This is a genomic window from Shewanella sp. SM29, assembly GCF_025654245.1.
Lineage (GTDB): Bacteria > Pseudomonadota > Gammaproteobacteria > Enterobacterales > Shewanellaceae > Shewanella > Shewanella oncorhynchi.
Window position 1 is genome coordinate 24,999 of record NZ_JAKKRN010000001.1, and the last position, 21,884, is coordinate 46,882.

At 47.2% G+C, this 21,884-nt stretch carries 17 protein-coding genes; 13 read left to right on the forward strand and 4 right to left on the reverse strand.

The window, feature by feature from the left end; genetic code table 11:
- The first annotated feature begins 194 nt into the window (after positions 1-194).
- The 3 genes from L5L77_RS00130 (at position 195) to L5L77_RS00140 (ending at position 4,096) form a co-directional block, all read left to right on the forward strand.
- Positions 195-1,484 carry an NCS2 family permease gene (locus L5L77_RS00130; protein ID WP_131523194.1) on the forward strand — a complete coding sequence of 430 codons (1,290 nt, stop codon included), beginning with the start codon at positions 195-197 and terminating at the stop codon, positions 1,482-1,484.
- Between the two features lie 203 nt (positions 1,485-1,687).
- Positions 1,688-2,806, forward strand: a complete 1,119-nt coding sequence (gene proB / locus L5L77_RS00135; RefSeq protein WP_105251651.1) for a glutamate 5-kinase — start codon at positions 1,688-1,690, stop codon at positions 2,804-2,806.
- A 12-nt stretch (positions 2,807-2,818) separates the two neighbouring features.
- Positions 2,819-4,096: a glutamate-5-semialdehyde dehydrogenase gene (locus L5L77_RS00140; protein WP_168822721.1), complete on the forward strand. Its 1,278-nt coding sequence runs from the start codon at positions 2,819-2,821 to the stop codon at positions 4,094-4,096.
- A 104-nt stretch (positions 4,097-4,200) separates the two neighbouring features.
- Here the strand turns inward: L5L77_RS00140 and L5L77_RS00145 are convergent, their stop codons facing one another.
- The 3 genes from L5L77_RS00145 to L5L77_RS00155 all read right to left on the reverse strand — a co-directional run bounded on the left by L5L77_RS00145 (position 4,201) and on the right by L5L77_RS00155 (position 6,239).
- Positions 4,201-4,509, reverse strand: coding sequence for a hypothetical protein (locus L5L77_RS00145; protein ID WP_263221744.1), 309 nt, complete (start codon positions 4,507-4,509; stop codon positions 4,201-4,203).
- A 213-nt stretch (positions 4,510-4,722) separates the two neighbouring features.
- Positions 4,723-5,199: a Cys-tRNA(Pro) deacylase gene (gene ybaK, locus L5L77_RS00150; RefSeq protein ID WP_028759489.1), complete on the reverse strand. Its 477-nt coding sequence runs from the start codon at positions 5,197-5,199 to the stop codon at positions 4,723-4,725.
- Between the two features lie 119 nt (positions 5,200-5,318).
- Positions 5,319-6,239: a DMT family transporter gene (locus L5L77_RS00155; protein WP_263221746.1), complete on the reverse strand. Its 921-nt coding sequence runs from the start codon at positions 6,237-6,239 to the stop codon at positions 5,319-5,321.
- Between the two features lie 288 nt (positions 6,240-6,527).
- Here L5L77_RS00155 and dnaK point away from each other — a divergent pair, with 288 nt between their 5' ends.
- The 3 genes from dnaK (at position 6,528) to L5L77_RS00170 (ending at position 11,379) form a co-directional block, all read left to right on the forward strand.
- Positions 6,528-8,447, forward strand: a complete 1,920-nt coding sequence (dnaK, locus tag L5L77_RS00160) for a molecular chaperone DnaK (RefSeq protein WP_011847566.1) — start codon at positions 6,528-6,530, stop codon at positions 8,445-8,447.
- 110 nt (positions 8,448-8,557) lie between these two features.
- The gene (gene dnaJ, locus L5L77_RS00165) at positions 8,558-9,691 is read left to right on the forward strand and encodes a molecular chaperone DnaJ (RefSeq protein WP_006082793.1); all 1,134 of its coding nucleotides are present in this window, start codon (positions 8,558-8,560) and stop codon (positions 9,689-9,691) included.
- Between the two features lie 773 nt (positions 9,692-10,464).
- On the forward strand, positions 10,465-11,379 hold the full coding sequence (locus L5L77_RS00170) for a toll/interleukin-1 receptor domain-containing protein (RefSeq protein ID WP_263221752.1): 915 nt from the start codon (positions 10,465-10,467) through the stop codon (positions 11,377-11,379).
- Positions 11,380-11,509: 130 nt separating this feature from the next.
- Here L5L77_RS00170 and L5L77_RS00175 read toward each other — a convergent pair whose 3' ends face one another.
- Positions 11,510-11,788 carry a DNA polymerase III subunit epsilon gene (locus L5L77_RS00175; protein WP_173243176.1) on the reverse strand — a complete coding sequence of 93 codons (279 nt, stop codon included), beginning with the start codon at positions 11,786-11,788 and terminating at the stop codon, positions 11,510-11,512.
- Between the two features lie 583 nt (positions 11,789-12,371).
- On the opposite strand from L5L77_RS00175, the gene L5L77_RS00180 reads away from it, so the two are divergent.
- From L5L77_RS00180 to carB, 7 genes are all read left to right on the forward strand, one after another.
- Positions 12,372-13,700: a DEAD/DEAH box helicase gene (locus L5L77_RS00180; protein WP_263221753.1), complete on the forward strand. Its 1,329-nt coding sequence runs from the start codon at positions 12,372-12,374 to the stop codon at positions 13,698-13,700.
- A 137-nt stretch (positions 13,701-13,837) separates the two neighbouring features.
- Complete coding sequence (locus tag L5L77_RS00185; RefSeq protein ID WP_219251166.1) at positions 13,838-14,422, forward strand: GNAT family N-acetyltransferase; 585 nt, start codon at positions 13,838-13,840, stop codon at positions 14,420-14,422.
- A gap of 149 nt (positions 14,423-14,571) precedes the next feature.
- A complete protein-coding gene (locus L5L77_RS00190) occupies positions 14,572-15,381 on the forward strand; it encodes a M48 family metallopeptidase (protein ID WP_263221756.1) in 810 nt (269 codons plus the stop codon).
- A gap of 217 nt (positions 15,382-15,598) precedes the next feature.
- On the forward strand, positions 15,599-16,216 hold the full coding sequence (locus L5L77_RS00195; protein WP_006083907.1) for an FKBP-type peptidyl-prolyl cis-trans isomerase: 618 nt from the start codon (positions 15,599-15,601) through the stop codon (positions 16,214-16,216).
- 71 nt (positions 16,217-16,287) lie between these two features.
- Positions 16,288-17,100 (forward strand): 4-hydroxy-tetrahydrodipicolinate reductase, encoded by an 813-nt coding sequence (gene dapB, locus L5L77_RS00200; RefSeq protein ID WP_006082785.1) that lies wholly within the window; start codon positions 16,288-16,290, stop codon positions 17,098-17,100.
- 169 nt (positions 17,101-17,269) lie between these two features.
- Positions 17,270-18,445, forward strand: a complete 1,176-nt coding sequence (gene carA, locus L5L77_RS00205) for a glutamine-hydrolyzing carbamoyl-phosphate synthase small subunit (RefSeq protein WP_012090014.1) — start codon at positions 17,270-17,272, stop codon at positions 18,443-18,445.
- A gap of 27 nt (positions 18,446-18,472) precedes the next feature.
- Positions 18,473-21,697 carry a carbamoyl-phosphate synthase large subunit gene (gene carB / locus L5L77_RS00210; RefSeq protein ID WP_263221762.1) on the forward strand — a complete coding sequence of 1,075 codons (3,225 nt, stop codon included), beginning with the start codon at positions 18,473-18,475 and terminating at the stop codon, positions 21,695-21,697.
- Positions 21,698-21,884: the final 187 nt, after the last annotated feature.

Sequence of the window (21,884 nt, forward strand, 5' to 3'; positions counted from 1 at the left end):
TTCAACGCGAGTCTCACCCGAGGATATTGCATTCGTTTGCATAGATATTTGAGCATTTTCTCTTCATTACTCCTTTGCCAATTTTCTGGCCTGACCAGCCTAAACTCCCTATAATCGGCTGCAAATGTCATCACGTTACATAGTGTTCACATCTAAATACCCTACATACTTAAAATAAAAAGGAACCTTGTTCCATGTTAGAAAAACTGTTCAAACTGAAACAAAATCAAACGAGCCTCAAGCAGGAAGCGGTCGCAGGTTTGACAACATTTATGACGATGGCCTACATCATTTTTGTGAACCCAATGATGTTAGCCGATGCAGGCATGGACCATGGTGCTGTATTTGTGGCGACCTGTTTGGCGGCGGCTGTCGGCTGTTTGGTTATGGGGTTGATGGCGAATTATCCCATTGCGCTTGCTCCAGGTATGGGACTTAATGCCTTTTTTACCTACACAGTCGTGGGTGAAATGGGTTACAGCTGGGAGACTGCGTTAGGCGCGGTATTCCTGTCGGGAATTTGCTTTTTAATCTTGTCCTTAGTGCGTATTCGAGAATGGATTGTAAATAGTATTCCCATGTCGTTACGTATCGGTATTGCTGCAGGTATTGGTTTGTTTCTTGCCCTGATTGGCCTTAAGAGCGCCGGTATTGTGGTGGCAAGTCCTGCTACGCTAGTGACGCTGGGCGATATCACGGCATTTCCGGCGGTTATGGCTGTGCTGGGCTTTTTCCTCATTATTGCTATGGTGCAGCGGGGAATGAAGTCGGCGGTGATTGCCAGCATTCTGATTATCACTGGCCTAGGACTAGTGTTTGGTGATGTGCAGTATCAGGGCATTGTATCAATGCCACCTTCAATCGCACCTACATTTATGAAGATGGATTTATCCCAAGTATTTGAAGTAACTATGTTATCAGTCGTTTTTGCCTTCTTATTTGTGGATCTCTTCGATACCTCTGGCACCTTAGTGGCGGTTGCACAGCGCGGTGGTTTTCTCGATGATAAAGGCCGTTTACCACGTCTGAATCGTGCCTTAACCGCTGACAGTTTAGCAACGATTGCGGGGGCGGCTTTTGGCACTTCCACCACGACAAGTTATATCGAAAGTACTGCGGGTGTGAGCGCAGGTGGCCGTACTGGTTTAACGGCCGTTGTGGTGGGATTACTCTTCATTGCTGCGTTATTTTTATCGCCATTGGCGGGGATGATCCCGGCTTATGCGACTGCGGGCACACTGTTTTATGTAGCGATTTTGATGATGTCGGGACTGGTGCATGTCGAATGGGAAGATTTGACTGAAGCCGCGCCTGTGGTGGTTGTGTGTATATTAATGCCGCTAACGTTTTCTATCGCGACGGGCATTGCCTTTGGGATCATCTCATATGCAGCAATCAAATTACTCACAGGTCGCTTTAGCGATCTTAATGTGGGCATTTTAGTATTAGCCGCATTGTTTGTAGCTAAGTTTGTCTATGGTTGATGCTGTCGATTAATTCACCTGTACAGTAAAAACTCGCAGCGTAGATTGTTTACATTTTTTTGAGGGCCATCTAATCGATGGCCCTTTTTAATGCGCGATTCTAAGCAAAAACGAAAATTTATCTCGAGTTAATAACTCCTTGCTACCAATTACTCAGCGGATTAGGTATAAGGATTGTTCGGTTATTTTGTTACAAATGAATAATGAACTTAAGTGAGATTGCGTATCGCCGCGTGGTAGTGAAGTTAGGGACGAGTGTGCTTACCTCTGGCAGTAAACAGCTAGATAAAGCCCACATGGTTGAGCTTGCTCGTCAAATGGCCGCACTGATGAAGTCAGGGGTCGAAGTCGTATTATGCACCTCAGGGGCAATTGCCGCTGGGCGTGAACATCTCCAATACCCGACGCTGCCCGACACTATGGCCAATAAGCAATTGTTAGCCGCTGTCGGACAAAGTCAGTTGATCCTCGCTTGGGCACAACTCTTTAGTATTTATGGGCTGCATGTGGGCCAATTGCTGCTGACCCGTGCCGATTTGCAGGATAGGGAGCGTTACCTTAACGCCCGCGACACGCTCAATGCCTTGTTGGCGAATAATATTGTGCCGATCATCAATGAAAACGATGCCGTTGCCACCAATGAGATCAAAGTGGGCGATAACGACAATTTATCGGCGCGCGCAGCACTCTTATGCGATGCTGACTTATTGATTTTATTGACGGATCAAAAGGGCTTATTCGATGCCGATCCGCGCACTAACCCGAACGCTAAGTTGATTTCACAGGTGGTGAAGATTGACGATAGTTTGCGTATGTTGGCGGGCGGTTCTGTATCGGGTTTAGGTACGGGTGGTATGTCGACTAAATTGGAAGCGGCGGATATTGCTCGCCGTGCAGGCATTGAAGTGGTTATCGCCTCTGGCCATCACCCTGATGTGATCAAAAAGGTGGTCGCCAAAGAGTCCGTCGGTACTCACTTTAGTGCCATCGAAAACCCGCTCGAAAGCCGCAAACAGTGGATTCTAGCGGGACCTGCGACTCAAGGTTCTTTAGTGCTTGATGCGGGCGCGGTCAAAGCCGTGACTGACAAGGGCCGCAGTCTATTGTCTAAAGGTATCGTAGGCGTTAAAGGTCAGTTTGAACGTGGTGCGACGCTACAATTAGTTGATCAACAAGGTAAAGTGATTGCTAAAGGGATGACACGATACTGTGGCCAAGCCCTGAGTTTGATTGCAGGTAAGCATTCCGACGAGATCGAGTCTGTACTCGGTTACGATTATGGTGACGCAATAGTGCACCGCAACGACATGGTTGTCTTATAAGCGAGGTCTGTTTTGAGTCAAATGAATCAAGATCAGTATTTACAGCAACTTGGCCAAAATGCCAAACAGGCCAGTTATGCTTTAGCCAACTTAACGGCGAGCCAAAAGGCTGACTTACTCGAAGCTATTGCCGATGCGCTGACGGCAAACTCCGCCGCCATTTTAGCCGCTAATGCTAAAGACGTTGCCGCCGCTAAGAACGATGGATTAACTGAGGCGATGATCGACAGACTGTTGCTCGATGATGCGCGTTTAGCGGGCATTATCGGTGATATCAGCGATGTGATCCGCCTTGCTGATCCCGTGGGCGAAGAGTTTGGCAGCAAGTTATTAGATAACGGTTTAAGGCTGACTCGCCGCCGCGTACCGCTGGGCGTGATTGGGGTTATCTACGAGGCGCGCCCGAATGTGACTGTCGATATCGCGGTACTCGCCCTTAAAACGGGTAATGCGGTGATCCTCCGTGGCGGTAAAGAAACCCTTGAATCGAATAAGCTTATCAGCGAAGTGATCCGCGGCGCGATTGTCGCCCAAGGTTTGCCCATAGATGCGGTGCAATTTATTGATTCTTCAGACAGAGCCCTAGTGACAGGTTTACTTAAGCTCGATCAATATGTCGACATGATAGTGCCGCGCGGCGGTCAAGCATTGCAGCGCTTATGTGCTGAGCAAGCGACCATTCCGGTGATCTTAGGTGGCATAGGTATTTGCCACTTGTATGTCGATAAAAATGCCGACCTTGAGCGTGCCTTAGGCGTAATCGCTAATGCCAAAGTGCAGCGTCCAACTGTGTGCAATGCTCTTGATACCTTGCTGGTGGATGAGCGCGTGGCTAGCAGCTTTGTACCGCAAATTGCCGAATATCTGCATCGTCTAGGCGTGCGTTTTTCAGTTTGTGACACAAGTTTTAGTCTGCTGGATGGTTTAGGGTTCGATGTGACGCTTGCTAAGTCTGAGGATTTTGGTATTGAATGGCTGTCATTAACCTTAGGTATTAAAGTCGTGAGCGATATCGATGCCGCCGTTAGTCATATTCGCCAGTATTCTAGCGGCCATTCGGAAGCCATTTTGACCGATGATATTCATGCAGCGGCGCACTTTATGAATGAAGTGAACTCAGCCGCCGTGTATGTGAATGCCAGTACTCGTTTTACCGATGGCGGTCAGTTTGGTCTTGGCGCTGAAGTGGCTGTGAGCACCCAAAAACTGCACGCCCGCGGTCCAATGGGGCTTGAGGCATTAACCACATATAAGTGGTTAGCTTGGGGTGATTACACTAGTCGTGTTTAGCGGTAAATACCGATAAACCCAAAGCCGTTAACCTACTACGTTGACGGCTTTTTTGTTTGCGGTATCCAACTGAATAGCGACATTAATGTGTTTGGCTAACAAGTTTAGCTGCTTATGGTGAGCGGGGTATAAGTAACAAGTAACCAGATACAGAAAAATATCGTCGACATAACGACAGTGAATTTACGAAAGGCCTTGATGTATTCCAAGGTATAAATAAAGTACTTTTCTTGTACTCTGCGAGTGAGTAAAACCGAAGGCAGCATAAAACTGCAATAGAGCATGACTACCATAGTGGTAAAACTGTTTCCCCAGAAATGCTCATAAATAAATAAGGCGATGCAGAGTAGCATGGCGCACCAACTGATAGGGCTGATGCTATTTTCTGGATCCCATTGGGTTGATTTTTCCATCTGACTATCCTTAGTCGATTTGTACCTCAGTACAATTTATAGACGGATATCTCGGCTTTATCAAACGCTTTCCACTTTAGACTCAGTACGCTGGCAGTTTGTTGCCGTTTGAGCCTTGTTTACCATTTATCCAACATGAGCGCGTACAACTTAAAGTGGAGTGAATTGCTTACTTAACGTTGAATGACTTGTGCTTAATGTGGTCGAGATAGCTTAAAGTGTTTTGATATCGGCAAATTCGCCTTTGCAAAGCAGGGCTAAGTCTGTGGCCGCTAAGCTTATCTCTAAACCGCGTCTGCCCGCGCTGACATAAATCCTGTCGAAGCCTTGGGCGCTGGCATCAATCAAGGTTGGTAATTGTTTCTTTTGCGCTAAGGGACTAATACCGCCGACTAGATAGCCTGAGGATTTTTGTGCTAGGTCGGCATCGGCCATTTGTAGTTTCTTTTGTCTTAAGCATTTAGCTACGGCTTTTAGATTAAGCTGATGATCGACGGGCACGAGCGCGACGGCAATCGGCGCATGAGCTTTGTCGATGGCAACTAAAAGGGTTTTAAATACTTGCGCGGGTTCAAGCCCTAAGGTATTAGCGGCTTCTTCGCCGTAGGCGGCGCAGTGTGGATCGTGGCTGTACTCTAAGATATCAAACGCGATCTTGGCTTTTTTCGCCAATCGGACGGCCGGGGTCATTTTATACTCCTTCACAAAATGGGGGATATTAGCGCTTAATCTTGGCTTAAAATGTTAGCCAGCTCTTTTAATTGGCTCATTGCCGTGAGCTAACATTATTTAAGGCTGTTACTCAACGATTATTCCGCTAGCTTTGTGCTTATCTTGTTTTTGCGCTCGATATAACGGGGCAGAAGTTGCTGTAACATCATCCCCGATAAAATAAAGGCTAGGCCGAGATAGGTTGCCATCGCAATCGTTTCTTGCAAAATCCACGCGATAAAACCAATCGACATCACAGGGGATAAAAACACCATAGTGCTGATGTTCGCAGTGCGAGTGGCGGTTTTCAGCGCCATTAACCAGAGCACGAAGGTAATGCCCATCTCAAATAAGCCCACATACACACCTGCAAATATCGCCTTAAGACTAAAACTGGGCAGGGTATCTGTCAGCACTAAGGTGACGGCAATAAAAGGTAAGCCGATAAGAAAACTCAATAATAAACTCACCACGGGATCGCCTTGATCTTTGGTGTTGACGATCCAATATAGGCACCAGAGTAAGGTGCTGGTGAGGGCAAGGCCGATCCCGAGCGGGCTATCAAAACTAAAGCCGCTGATATCGCCGCCGGTGGCAATGATAAACACCCCAGTGTAGGCAATCAGCGCCGCAACAATGTCGCTCTTACGCAAATGTTGCTTTAACAAAGGCGCAGCCAGTAACGGCAGCAATACCGCCCAAGTGTAATTGAGTGACAAGGCTTGCTGCGCTGGCAGTAAGGAATACGCCTTAAACAGCACCACATAGTAAAGGAAGGGATTGATGAGCCCTGTGATTAGATAAAATGCAGGGCGGCGCAAAAACTGTTGCGTGAGTAAGGAAAGCTTCTTTTGCCAAGCCAGGATACCGCCAAGGGCAATAATCGACGTGAGCACGGCAACAAACACCAGTTGCAGTGGCGTGTAGTAACTCAAGGCAATCTTAAAGGCCGTGGCCACTGTAGACCAGAGGAAGACCGCCGCCATGCCATACACGTACGCTAAATTCGAAGACTTCACTCTGCTACCTTACATGGATAAACATCCGCCAAATGTGGGCAGATTGAATAACAGCTTGGGTTGATAAGCAAGACTATTTTATGTGCTTGGATATTTTATCCCGCGGCAGATGCGAGAAAGATAAATCAGAAAATTTTTTTGTTCGCCCTTGTAATTAAATTCCCTGTCCCAATATAGGTATCAAGGCAGAGAAGGTGGCCAACGATGGACTTGATATTTCAACCATCTAGCCCCATATCAAAACCAACTAAACAAATTTAGATTGAATGAAATTTTTCGGAGGACCTCATGGGTAAAATTATTGGTATCGACTTAGGCACAACAAACTCTTGTGTAGCTGTCCTCGATGGTGGCAAAGCACGTGTGTTAGAAAACGCTGAAGGCGATCGCACAACCCCGTCAATCATCGCTTATACAGATGATGAGACCATTGTCGGTTCGCCAGCAAAACGTCAAGCTGTGACTAACCCGACTAACACATTCTTCGCGATTAAGCGTTTGATCGGTCGTCGCTTTAAAGATGACGAAGTCCAACGTGACGTGAACATCATGCCATTCAAAATCATTGCAGCCGACAACGGTGACGCATGGGTTGAATCGCGTGGCAACAAGATGGCTCCACCACAAGTTTCTGCAGAAATCTTGAAAAAGATGAAGAAAACCGCAGAAGACTTTTTAGGTGAAGAAGTAACAGAAGCGGTTATTACTGTTCCTGCTTACTTTAACGATTCACAACGTCAAGCGACTAAAGATGCGGGTCGTATCGCAGGTCTTGATGTTAAACGTATTATCAACGAACCAACGGCAGCAGCATTAGCCTACGGTATTGATAAGAAACAAGGCGACAACATTGTTGCGGTATACGATTTAGGTGGTGGTACATTCGATATCTCTATCATCGAAATCGACAGCAACGATGGCGACCAAACATTTGAAGTGTTGGCAACCAACGGTGACACCCACTTAGGTGGTGAAGACTTTGACAACCGTTTGATCAACTACTTAGCTGACGAATTCAAGAAAGAGCAAGGCTTAGATCTGCGTAAAGATCCATTAGCAATGCAACGTCTGAAAGAAGCAGCTGAAAAAGCGAAAATTGAACTTTCAAGCACCAACCACACTGAAGTGAACCTGCCATACATCACGGCAGACGCAACAGGTCCTAAGCATTTAGTGATTAAAATCACTCGTGCTAAATTGGAATCACTGGTTGAAGACTTGATTCTCCGTACATTAGAGCCACTGAAAGTTGCCCTGGCTGATGCAGATTTATCTGTAACAGACATCAACGAAGTGATTCTAGTGGGTGGTCAAACACGTATGCCTAAGGTTCAAGAAGCAGTGACAAACTTCTTCGGCAAAGAACCTCGTAAAGACGTGAACCCAGACGAAGCGGTAGCCGTAGGTGCTGCAATTCAAGCTGGCGTACTGTCAGGTGACGTGAAAGACGTATTACTGTTAGACGTAACACCACTGTCTCTTGGTATCGAAACCATGGGCAGCGTGATGACTAAGTTGATTGAGAAGAACACCACTATTCCTACTAAGGCGCAGCAAGTGTTCTCAACAGCCGATGACAACCAAAGTGCAGTGACCATTCACGTACTGCAAGGTGAGCGTAAGCAAGCGAGCGCGAACAAGTCATTAGGTCAGTTCAACTTAGACGGTATTGAGCCAGCACAACGTGGCCAGCCACAAATTGAAGTGATGTTCGACATCGATGCCGACGGTATTCTGCATGTGTCTGCTACAGACAAGAAAACCGGCAAGAAACAAAACATCACCATCAAAGCATCTTCTGGCTTAAGCGAAGAAGAAGTGGCGCAAATGGTACGTGATGCCGAAGCTCACGCAGATGAAGACAAGAAGTTTGAAGAGTTAGTGCAATCACGCAACCAAGCTGACGGCTTAGTTCACGCAACTAAGAAACAAGTTGAAGAAGCGGGCGATGCACTGCCAAGCGAAGATAAAGAGAAAATCCAAGCTGCGATGGATGCTGTTGACACTGCTATCAAAGGCAATGACAAAGAAGCCATTGAAAAGGCAACTCAAGAACTGATCGAAGCATCTGCTAAGCTGATGGAAATCGCTCAAGCTAAGTCTCAAGCTCAAGGCGGCGACAATGCCGACGCGGGCAAACAGGCTAACGCTACTGCCGATGACGTTGTCGATGCTGAATTCGAAGAAGTGAAAGACGACAAGAAATAATGACTTGTTTTCAATCAAATAGATTGATTTCAAAGCGTTAATTTCTAGGCGGGCGTTACGGGGCAACCCTAACGCCCGTTTGTTCAACACCAGCTGAGAAGCATGAGATTATGTCAAAGCGAGATTATTACGAAGTATTAGGTGTCAGTCGTGACACTAGCGAACGTGAAATTAAAAAGGCCTACAAACGTCTGGCCATGAAATTTCACCCAGATCGCAACCCAGGCGACAAAACCGCAGAAGCTAACTTTAAAGAAATTAAAGAAGCCTACGAGATCCTAACCGACGCCGATAAAAAAGCGGCCTACGACCAATTTGGTCATGCGGGTGTGGATCCTAATCGCGGTGGCGGTGGTTACGGTGGTGGTCAAGGCGATTTCGGCGATATTTTCGGTGATGTCTTTGGCGATATTTTCGGCGGTGGACGTCGTGGCGGTCAACGCCAAGCGGCCCGCGGCTCAGATTTACGTTACAACCTAGAGTTATCACTGGAAGAAGCCGTAAAAGGCTTAACCAAAGAACTGCGGATTCCAACACTGGCGACTTGCGATCTGTGTGAAGGCAGCGGCGCTAAAAAAGGCACCTCTGCAACCACCTGTGGCACCTGTCATGGTCAAGGCCAAGTGCAAATGCGCCAAGGTTTCTTTGCGGTGCAACAGCCTTGTCCAACCTGTCATGGCCGCGGCAAGATCATCAAAGATCCTTGCACTAAGTGTCATGGCGATGGCCGTGTTGAAAAGAGCAAAACCTTATCGGTTAAGATCCCAGCCGGCGTTGATACGGGCGACCGTATTCGTTTAGCGGGTGAAGGCGAAGCGGGTGAGTTTGGCGCGCCAGCAGGGGATTTATACGTTCAGGTCAGTGTGCGTGAGCATGCGATTTTCGTCCGTGATGGCAACAACCTTTACTGCGAAGTGCCGATATCCTTCAGTAAAGCGGCCCTAGGCGGTGAGATTGAAGTACCAACACTGGATGGTAAAGTCAGCCTGAAGATCCCTGCCGAAACGCAAACGGGTCGTATGTTCCGTTTACGTGGCAAAGGCGTTAAGTCGGTTCGCAGCCATGCGGTAGGCGACTTGCTCTGCAAAGTGGTTATGGAAACCCCAGTTAACTTAAACGATCGTCAAAAAGAACTGTTACGCGAATTTGAAGCCACCTTAACCGGTGAGTCAAAGAAGCACAGCCCAAAGGCTGAGGGCTTTTTCGATGGCGTGAAAAAGTTCTTTCAAGATCTGAATAGCTAACTTGGTCTAGTGGCGCAGCGGCTAGCTGCGCACTAGATGAATAAAGCCTCGCAGTGTTTAGCACTTGCGGGGCTTTTTTATGGTTGTTTTATGCTAAAACCACTTAAAAGGCTAGATGTTAGTTTGATCGTTCTGCTTTGCTATTTGGCTTTATAGCCGAGATTGTTTGTGACTTAAACCTAGCTTTAGGTTTCTCTTTTTTAAAGAAAATCAAAGTCGTGGGGCTTCACCCCACACCCGACCAAGGAGGACTGCTCGTCCTATCCTCCTTGGATGCTCCATGACGCCCCCAACGGAGTTGAAAGCCCCTTGTGCTCATTGGCAAATTTGCTGACGCTTCCGATGGGGCGTCCCTTCCCCTCGAAAGCTAGCTTGCCATCCATGGCAAGACTCACGCAATTTGTCTATTCGCCCTGCGGCAACTCCGAGGGGATGGTGTATTCCTTTGATTCTGGTGTTATCGGTAAATTGTTCAGGTATAAAAGTTATTCATGTCCGGTCTTTACGTTCGCCCAGCGGCAATTCCGAGGGGATAGTGTATTACGTATTCATTGATGCTATTGATAAGCAAATAAATAATAAAATCAAGCTCACATAACCTTTCATTTATCTAAAAGTATATAAAATGAGATTTAAGAACAACTATCTAGTTTTAAATTATTGTTTACAAAGAGGAAAAACAGTGGGAAATTGAGTGTATTCAATATTGTTCATTTGTGTATCTAAACACTGTAAATGTAAAGTAATTAGAATTATTTATATATGGAGTATCGATGAAAGTATTTATAAGTTGGTCTGGTGAAATGAGTCATAAAGTCGCCAAGTCGCTAAGAGACTGGCTACCATCTGTAATACAGAGTATTACACCTTACGTTTCTTCAGAAGATATTGACAAAGGAGCACGTTGGTCCAGTGACATTGCATCAGAACTCGATGAATCATCTTTTGGCTTATTATGCGTAACGCCGGACAATATAAACGCACCGTGGTTAAATTTTGAAGCTGGAGCACTTGGTAAAAGTGTAGATAAGAGTAGGGTTTGTCCTTTTTTGTTTAGGATTAAACGCTCTGATATAAAAGGACCTGTACTCCAGTTTCAATCAACTATTCATGATAAAGAAGATATTTATAAGTTATTAAAATCTATCAATGATGCTTGTGGAGATCAGGGGATAGAGGAAACTAGACTTGAAAAAACATTTGCAGTTTGGTGGCCTAAATTAGATGAAGAACTTTCTCAAATTCCAAATCCGCAAGAAGCTCAAGAGGTTACTTCGAATCAACCTGAAGAAATGTATGGGTATGTTTCTAGAGTTCTAGAAGAGGTCTTAGAAGTTAGCCGAACAAATCAAAGGTTACTTCGTGATCCTACCACCCTCTTACCAGTGGACTATTTCGAGCATGTTTTGGATAGGCTAAATAGGGATAGTAGGTTGCGTAAAAGATCAATGGAGGAACGTATTATAGAAGAACGTATTCATCCGGCTGCATTAGAAGAATTGGTTGTTAGATATCGAGAATTCCTAAAGTTTTTTGGTAAAACTAGACATAAATTTGGCGAAAATCCTGAAATGATGGAAGAGTTGCTCTTTTTACTTCGACGCATGGATGATCCTCTTCGATATTTATGCAACAACATAGGTATGAGGCTACCAAAAGAGATGCTTGATGAGTTTGATAGACTATAAATCAGATTTATCTTACTTTGCGGTATTTAACCATTGATACCTTCAAATACCTATCGTCATAGACTCTTGTTTATAAAGATAGGTATTTGAGCGTGAGCCATCAATGATGATCAATGGCTCTTTTGAGAGGTTACTCTTCTGTATCAGTAAATGCGGCTTCGGCTTTCTCTAACTCTTGCTCGGTTTTCAGCTGAAACGCTTGTTGCTTTTTAAGTTTGGCTTCTTCTTCAAGTGCGGCTTCTCTTTGTTTAAATTCGTGTCTCTCTGGTTTAGTCAGAAACTTAAACGCGAGCTTGTTGCCTAGCACGTAGGCGACCACGTCTTCGCCTTTTGTGCGGCGTTCATCGACGCGTTGTGAAAAACGGGCGTTATCGCGGGCTTTACGTTCTTCGGCATTTAACTTACTCATAATCTGTTCTCCTCATTTAGTTAATCACGGTAGTGTTCCACTACGTTCAGTTAAACAAATGAGTTGTGTTGCACATTCATAAAGCTGATTGGGCGGGATTCTACCATAAGCAATCACGAAAGCTGTGGGATTAAAATCTACCATTCCATCACCTGCGTTAACTTTGCGCACATAAGAAAGATGCGGCTGGAGTCTCTTTTAAGATACACCACAAACATCGAAGCGACAGGAATTCACCTATTCCTGCGAACTGGCCGTTATATATGGACCTTGCCGGCAACGGAGATCCAAGAGGAGATTGCTGTTGATCCCCTCTTGGTCGACTCTTGATTTAACATCAGGGGGGGAAGCCCCACGACTTTGATTTTGATTTGATATTCGGTTTAGAAATTCAAACGAAGTTTAAAACTAGACTTTCTTCGTTGCGTAACGCAAATGCCGTAACTGTATCGTTGCAAACCGTACCGTTGTAAAGAGTACCGTTGCAAACTGAACCAAGGCTTGCGTAAATACCTAAACAACATTGGTATTCACTGCCAACTCTCAGTAAACTTTCGCTCCCATGTTTTGATCCGGTGCTGTGATGACCTTTCCCGAGCTTTCTTCCCCTGAGTCGTTAACTTTTGCTGAGCTTGGCTTAAATTCGGCGTTACTTAAGGCCTTGCCTGCAACACTGGCGCATCCGACTCGGGTGCAGCAATTGGCGATTCCGGCCATTCTTGCGAGACGGGATTTGTTAGCCTTAGCACAAACCGGTAGCGGGAAAACCTTAGCTTTTGGTTTACCACTTCTACAACAACTTTTGTTGCAACAGCAAACACAGTTACAGGGTGCTAAGTCTGTGCAGGCCCTAAATGCGCAGGCCTTAGTGCTGGTGCCTACGCGGGAATTAGCGCTGCAAGTGACTGAAGCGTTGCAAGCGGTGGCGAGTCAGTTATCGGCTTCGTTGAACATTCAGCTTCTGTGTGGCGGCGTCCCCTTGGAAGACCAATTAGCCGAACTTGCAGCCAAGCCGCGGGTATTAGTGGCAACCCCTGGGCGTTTACTGGATTTATGCAAACAGTCCCACATCAGCCTCGATTCGATAAAACATCTTGTGCTGGATGAAGCTGACCGCCTGTTAGAAATGGGGTTTTGGCCTGATGTGCAAAAGCTGATGGCGTTTATGCCTAAGCTTAAGCAAACCTTGTTGTTTTCTGCCACCTTGCCCGAGGCTTTGGATGCATTGGCGGGCAAGCTACTGGCGAATGAGCCGCTCCGGGTCGAAGCCCACAAGGTGAATTCAGTGGCTGGTGAAATCGAAGAGCAGCTCTATTTAGTCAACAAGGGCAGCAAAGCACAAGCATTGATTGCGCTGTTAAAACAATATCAATGGCCGCAGGTGTTGGTGTTTATCAGCGCCCGCGATGATGCCGATGCCGTCGCTAAACGACTCGCCAAAGCGGGGATGAAAGTCGCTGCGCTGCACGGTGAAAAAGAGCAAACCGTTCGCAGCCAAACCTTGGCCGACTTTAAAGCCAATCGGATCCAAGTATTAGTGGCGACAGATTTGATGGCGCGCGGTATTCATGTTGATGCCTTGCCTGTCGTCATCAATTTGGATTTGCCCATGAGTGCGCCTGTGTACGTGCACCGCATTGGCCGCACCGCCCGCGCTGGCGAAAAAGGGCTGGCGATTTCCCTCGTGTGCCACGGTGAAATGGCAACTTTAACGGCAATTCGCAGCTTAACCGCGCGGGAGTTACCGCTGGCATTATTGGCTGACTTTCCGGTAACGGATAAGCCGAGTGAAAAAATCACTGATGGCGCCACTGAGATCAAAGTTGAGCGTAAGCGACCACCACGGGATAAACAGGCGAATCGCCGTAGCATCAATAAGCACAGCGCCAAAGAGTTTAAAGGTAAGCGCTGAGCTTGAAGCTATTCATAGCGTTCAAGTTTGGCGTGCCATAATCACTAAACAGATAACAGAATAAAGCGCATTGGCCGCTGTTATCACTTTCGCTCTGGGTGTAACTTAGTGACTTATTTACATTAAGGAGCTAAGTCATGGGATCGACATTGGCGTTAAGCAAAGCACTTCATAAAGTGGTGAATAACGGTTTAACGACCGAGCACTTTGTACTTAGGCCATTCCAGCGAGCGGATCTTGAGGCTTTTACCGCCTATCGAGCCGACCCTAAGGTCGCCAAATATCAAAGCTGGACGGATTACAGCTATAGCGATGCACTCACGTTGTTCGAGAAGATGGATTATGCACAATTTGGTGCGGTTGGTACTTGGTTTCAGCTTGCAATTGTCACTGTCGCATCGGGAACTACACCAACCCAATTAGTTGGCGATCTGGCGCTGCAATTTATTGATGAGCAGCAGGTGGAAATTGGCTTTACGATTGCGCCTGAGCATCAAGGTAAACATATTGCTTTTGAGGCCGTCAGCGCATTGCTGGATTACCTCTTTATTGAATTGCATAAGCATAGAGTTATTGCCATCACCGATGCACAAAATCTTGCCTGCTGTCGCTTACTCGAAAAACTCCGCTTTAGGCGCGAAGCCCATTATGTGAAAAACATCTTCTTTAAAGGTGCGTGGGGCGATGAGTTCGTCTATGCCTTGTTAAAGGAGGAGTATTAATTCCTTTTAGGTGCAAAGTATCGCTAACGCGCGCCGCCAGTGTTTCTCTATTTGGCTTATCTTGTCTATCTCAGTAAAATCTTTCCATTAGTTGAGCCCGTGTTGGCTCAAAGATCTTCACGCCCGTCATGGGATTTAAGGAGTGCCACATGAAATCAATGCGTTTAGGCTTAGTGGGTATGGCGGTCGCGCTCGGATTATCGGCCTGTGCGACCACGCAATCGCCAACGGGGCGAGGGCAGACCTTGCTCTTTTCAGCGGCGCAGATGCAGCAGATGGGCGATGCTTCTTTTGAAGAGATGAAAAAGCAGCAAAAGGTGAGTAGCGATAAAAAGCTGACGCAATACGTGAATTGTGTCGCTAATCGGGTGACTGCAGTGCTGCCGGATCAAACCCAGCGCTGGGATGTCGTCTTGTTTGACTCTGAACAAGTTAACGCCTTTGCACTGCCGGGTGGGCATATTGGGGTTTATAGCGGCTTACTTAAGGTTGCCAATGGTCCTGATCAGCTTGCGACTGTGCTTGGTCACGAAGTGGCGCACGTGTTGGCGCAACATGGTAACGAGCAGGTTTCTCGCGGACAGTTAACGGGCGTCGGTATGCAGATAGCCGATGCGGCGTTGGGGGCGAGTGGCGTGTCGAATCGCGACTTATATATGTCGGCCTTGGGGTTAGGCGCTCAGGTTGGGGTGATTCTGCCCTTTGGCCGCGCTCAAGAGAGCGAAGCCGATGTGATGGGCTTAGAGCTGATGGCGAGAGCCGGTTTCGATCCGGCGCAAAGTGTGACGTTATGGCAGAACATGTCGAAGGTGGGCGGTAGTCAAGGGCCGGAATTATTATCGACTCATCCATCAAACAGTAACCGTATCGCTCAGTTGCAACAACTGCAAGGGCAGATGCAGCCACTCTATGCCAGTGCTAAAACCCAAGTGAAGAATCAATGTGTGGCGCCGAAATAAGCTGCACGCTGCATAGCGAAGTGCCACTTAGCTGAGTGTTAGCGGTTGTTTTCTGGCTGGTATGCGTCCTTAGCCTATTTACGCTTTTGGATAAATACGCAATAAGTGTGTAAAAAAGCCGCCTTAGTTAAATAAGCAGTCAGTTTATCAGCATAGGTCGCGGAACTATGGTAAACTGGCGCGCAAAATTCCACTGATAAATTGAGAGTCGTTAATTATGTCTGATAAATTCAGTACTGTTGAACAGCAAGCAAGCTACGGTGTAGGCCGTCAAATGGGTGAGCAACTGGCCGCCAATTCTTTTGATGGTGTGGATATTCCAGCCGTTCAAGCGGGTTTAGCCGATGCGTTTGCCGGTTTAGAAAGTGCTGTGTCTATGCAAGATCTGCAAGTTGCTTTCACTGAAATCAGCGGTCGTATTCAAGCTGCTCAAGAGCAAGCTGCTGCAGCTGCGTCTGCTGAAGGCGATGCGTTCTTAGCTGAAAATGCTAAGCGTGATGGCGTGACTGTGACTGACTCTGGTCTGCAGTTTGAAGTATTAGTCCAAGGTGACGGTGCTACTCCAACTTACGAAGATACAGTGCGTACTCACTACCATGGTTCTTTCATCAATGGTGATGTGTTCGATAGCTCTGTGGTTCGTGGTCAACCAGCTGAGTTCCCAGTATCTGGCGTTATCGCTGGCTGGACTGAAGCACTGCAACTGATGCCAGTAGGCACTAAGTTGAAATTATTTGTTCCACATCACCTAGCTTACGGTGAGCGTGGCGCGGGGGCATCGATTCCTCCTTATTCAACTTTGGTATTCGAAGTTGAATTATTAGATATCATCTAATATTGATAAAACGCCTAAGCCTGTCTTAGGCGTTTTCTTATGGAAGACAAAGAAAGATTGAGGAGATTGAAATGAGTGGACAAGTGAGAGTGGCAATCGTCGGTGCCGGTGGTCGTATGGGACGCACTCTTATTGAAGCGGCTTACAATCACGACCATATATTGCTGGGTGCCGCTATTGAGCGCGCTGGCTCTAGTTTAGTGGGCGTGGATGCGGGTGAGCTAGCTGGTGTGGGTAAATTAAAGGTCATGATCATGGATTCGCTCGATTACGCGACCGATGATTTTGATGTCTTGATTGATTTCACTGCGCCAGACGCCAGTATTGTCCATTTAGATTGGTGTGTGCGCCATAAGAAAGCCATGGTGATTGGCACAACCGGTTTCAATCATGCTCAAAAAGAACAGATCAATGCCTTTGCCGAGCAAACGCCGGTCGTGATGGCGCCGAACATGTCTGTGGGTGTCAACCTGATGTGGAAATTACTCGAACTGGCTGCCGAAGTCATGGGTGATTACACAGATATCGAAATTATCGAAGGTCACCACAGACACAAAAAAGATGCGCCGTCGGGTACAGCCCTGAAAATGGGTGAAGTGATTGCTAAGACCTTAGGTCGCGATCTTGAGAAATGTGCCGTGTATGGCCGCGAGGGGATCACAGGTGAACGTGACCGTGAAACTATCGGTTTTGCGACTATTCGTGCCGGTGACTTAGTCGGTGAACATACGGCCATGTTTGCCGATATCGGTGAGCGTTTAGAGATCACCCATAAAGCTTCGAGTCGTATGACCTTTGCTAACGGCGCTATGCGTGCCGCCCACTGGCTCGTGGAGCAAAAACCGGGCTTGTATGATATGCAGCAGGTTTTAGGTTTGCATTAATATTAAAAACGCCGATATGGCGTTTTTTTTTGCACCCAGATACCAATGGGTGGACGGTTTCACGTTTTTCCTGTAAACTCGTCGGAATTTGTCAAAATTTCGTAAATTAGCGGAAATTGGTATCTTAACATAACACAAAAAACATTATATTTCAGTGGCTTGGCTCTTTATGGAGGTCGCGTTGACAAAGTCTGCCTTACTCGTACTCGAAGATGGAACTGTATTCTCTGGCACAGCAATTGGTGCCGATGGTCTCTCTGTTGGTGAAGTTGTTTTTAACACTTCCATGACAGGTTACCAAGAAATTTTAACTGATCCATCCTACTCACGCCAGATTGTAACATTAACCTACCCACACATAGGCAACACTGGTACCAATGATGAAGATGTTGAATCCGATGGGGTTCACGCTTGTGGTCTTATCATTCGTGATCTTCCGCTCATCGCAAGTAGTTTCCGCAATCAACAAAGCTTAAGTGATTATCTCAAAGCGAACAATGTCGTTGGCATAGCAGATATCGATACCCGCAAGTTAACTCGTATTCTCCGTGAAAAAGGTGCACAAGCCGGTTGTATTATGGCAGGTGCAGATTTAGACGAAGCAAAAGCGCTCGCCGCTGCCAAAGCCTTCCCCGGTTTAAAAGGCATGGATCTCGCTAAAGAAGTCACAACTAAAGCGGCCTATCCATGGCGCAAAGGTAGCTGGCGTTTAGTGGGCGGTTTACCTGCAGATACGCCAGTAAATGAGCTTAAATACAAAGTAGTAGCCTACGACTACGGCGTTAAGCAAAACATTCTGCGTATGTTAGTGGACCGCGGTTGCGACGTCACTGTTGTGCCAGCTAAAACCTCTGCCGCCGACGTGCTGGCGATGAATCCCGATGGTGTGTTCCTTTCGAACGGCCCTGGCGATCCAGAACCATGCGATTACGCAATTGAAGCGATTCAACAGATCCTGAAAACCGACACACCGATTTTCGGTATCTGTTTAGGTCATCAGTTGTTGGCTCTGGCCTCAGGTGCAAAAACCTTAAAGATGAAGTTTGGTCACCATGGTGCAAACCACCCAGTGAGCAACATCGAGAAAGGTAACGTGATGATCACCAGCCAAAACCACGGTTTTGCTGCCGATGAAACCACGCTACCCGCCAACATTAAGGTGACGCATAAGTCGCTGTTTGATGGTTCACTGCAAGGTATCCATCTTACGGACAAACCTGCGTTCAGCTTCCAAGGTCACCCTGAAGCGAGCCCTGGCCCGAACGATGCCGCACCTCTGTTCGATCACTTTATCGAGCTAATCGAACACTATCGTCTTGTAACGAAACGTCAGAACGCTAAGTAATACGCAAGCTAGGAGAAGAGAGAAGCAATGCCAAAACGTACAGATATAAAGAGTATTCTTATCCTAGGCGCCGGCCCAATCGTGATTGGCCAGGCATGTGAATTTGACTATTCTGGCGCACAGGCGTGTAAAGCGCTGCGTGAAGAAGGCTACCGTGTCATTCTGGTGAACTCTAACCCTGCCACCATTATGACTGACCCAGAAATGGCCGATGCTACTTATATCGAGCCGATTCACTGGGAAGTGGTCCGTAACATTATTGCTAAAGAACGCCCAGACGCGATTCTGCCAACCATGGGCGGCCAAACCGCACTGAACTGCGCATTAGAACTTGAAGCTAAAGGCGTACTGAAAGAATTTAACGTCGAGATGATTGGCGCGACCGCCGATGCCATCGATAAAGCAGAAGACCGTAGCCGCTTTGATAAAGCGATGAAAAGTATCGGTCTTGACTGTCCACGTGCGGGCATTGCCCACAACATGGAAGAAGCTTACGGCGTACTCGATCAAGTGGGTTTCCCTTGTATTATCCGTCCATCCTTTACTATGGGTGGCTCGGGCGGCGGTATCGCCTACAACAAGGAAGAGTTCGAAGAGATCTGTTCACAGGGCTTAGAGTTATCGCCAACGAGTGAACTGCTGATCGACGAATCACTGATCGGTTGGAAAGAATACGAGATGGAAGTGGTCCGTGACCGCAACGATAACTGCATTATCGTCTGCGCCATCGAAAACTTCGATCCTATGGGCGTGCACACTGGCGACTCTATTACCGTTGCGCCAGCGCAAACTCTGACTGACAAAGAATACCAAATCATGCGTAACGCCTCTATGGCCGTACTGCGTGAAATTGGTGTAGAGACCGGCGGTTCGAACGTACAGTTTGGTATCAACCCGAAAGATGGCCGTATGGTTATCATCGAGATGAACCCACGTGTATCGCGCTCTTCAGCATTGGCATCAAAGGCAACGGGTTTCCCGATTGCGAAAATCGCCGCTAAGTTAGCGGTCGGTTTTACCCTTGATGAGCTGATGAACGACATCACTGGCGGTCGTACGCCAGCTTCATTCGAGCCAGCTATCGATTACGTTGTGACTAAAGTGCCACGCTTTAACTTTGAAAAGTTTGCTGGCGCCAATGATCGCTTAACCACACAGATGAAGTCTGTGGGTGAAGTGATGGCGATTGGCCGTACTTTCCAAGAGTCACTGCAAAAAGCTTTACGTGGTTTAGAGGTTAGCCGTAACGGTTTAGACCCTATCACTGATATGGCAAAACCTGAGGCAATGCAACGTATTCGCCATGAGCTGAAAGAGCCAGGTTGCGACCGTATTTGGTACATAGCCGATGCGATGCGTGCGGGGCTGAGCTTAGATGAAATCTTTAAGCTGACCAATATCGACCCTTGGTTCCTCGTACAAATCGAAGAGCTTATCAAGCTTGAAGGTGTGGTTGCTGAAGTTGGGCTGGCTGGTCTGGATCATGACTTACTGCGCAAACTGAAACGTAAAGGCTTTGCTGATGCGCGTCTGGCCGATGTATTAGGCGTGAACGAAGCCGAAGTGCGTAAGCTGCGTGACAAGTTTGACCTGCACCCTGTCTATAAGCGTGTGGATACCTGTGCGGCTGAGTTTGCAACAGACACAGCTTACATGTACTCAACGTACGAAGAAGAATGTGAAGCTAACCCATCGACCCGTGACAAAATCATGGTGTTAGGTGGCGGGCCAAACCGTATTGGTCAAGGTATCGAGTTCGATTATTGCTGTGTACACGCGGCGTTAGCGCTACGTGAAGACGGTTATGAAACCATCATGGTGAACTGTAACCCTGAAACCGTTTCAACCGACTACGACACTTCAGACCGTCTGTACTTCGAACCAGTCACACTGGAAGACGTATTAGAAATCGTCCGCATCGAGAAGCCAAAAGGCGTTATCGTGCAGTACGGTGGTCAAACACCATTGAAATTGGCCCGAGCCTTAGAAGCCGCTGGCGTACCTGTCATTGGTACTAGCCCAGATGCAATTGACCGCGCCGAAGACCGTGAGCGTTTCCAACAAGCGATTCAACGCTTAGAGATGAAGCAGCCTGAAAACGATACCGTGACTACGGTTGAAGGTGCTGTGATTGCCGCTGAGCGTATCGGTTATCCGCTAGTTGTGCGTCCATCCTATGTACTGGGCGGCCGCGCGATGGAAATCGTCTACGACAAGCAAGATTTGCTACGTTACTTCAACGAAGCCGTGAGCGTATCGAACGCGTCGCCAGTATTGCTCGATCGTTTCTTAGATGATGCGATTGAAGTGGATATCGACGCAGTATGTGACGGTGAAATTGTGGTGATTGGCGCGATTATGGAGCATATCGAACAAGCGGGTGTTCACTCAGGTGACTCAGGTTGTTCGCTGCCGCCATACACGCTAAGCCAAGAAATCCAAGATCGCATGCGCGTTCAAGTCGGCAAGTTGGCGATGGAACTCGGTGTTGTTGGCCTGATGAACGTACAGTTCGCCGTGAAAGATAACGAAATCTATATGATTGAAGTTAACCCACGTGCAGCCCGTACTGTGCCATTTGTGTCCAAAGCAACGGGTGTGCCTTTAGCTAAGATTGCCGCGCGTGTGATGGCGGGTCAAAGCTTAACGTCGCAAAACTTCACTAAAGAAGTGATCCCACCTTTCTACTCAGTGAAAGAAGTGGTGTTGCCATTTAACAAGTTCCCAGGTGTTGACCCACTGTTAGGCCCAGAAATGCGCTCTACCGGTGAAGTCATGGGCGTGGGCGATACGTTCGCCGAAGCCTATGCCAAGGCGCAGTTAGGGGCCACTTCTGAAGTGCCTAAGTCGGGTCGTGCATTATTGTCTGTGCGTAACAGCGATAAGAAACGCGTTGCCGATTTAGCGGCTAAGTTAATCGAGCTCGGTTACCAAATCGATGCCACTCACGGTACTGCGATTATCCTTGGCGAAGCGGGTATCAACCCACGTCTAGTGAACAAGGTGCACGAAGGTCGTCCACACATTCTCGATCGCATCAAGAATGGTGAATACACTTATATCGTGAACACTACCGAAGGTCGCCAAGCGATTGAAGATTCTCGTCAATTGCGCCGCGGTGCACTGCGTTACAAAGTTAACTACACGACGACCATGAACGCTGCATTCGCCACGTGTATGGCCCATGCCGCTGATGATCGTACTAACGTGACGTCAGTACAAGAACTGCATTTACGCGTACTGGCTAAATAAGCCACAGCGTTAATGCCGTGAATTAGAGGGCCGCATAACTTAGGTTATGCGGCCTTATTATTTAGGCCCGTGTCTGTTTTGCTCAATTCTTGAATTTGTTTTATTGAGTTATTTAGTCTGTTTTACTGAGTTTTTGAGTTTGCTTTATTGAGTTGTGCAGTTTGTTTTTAGTATGACTTCACTCATT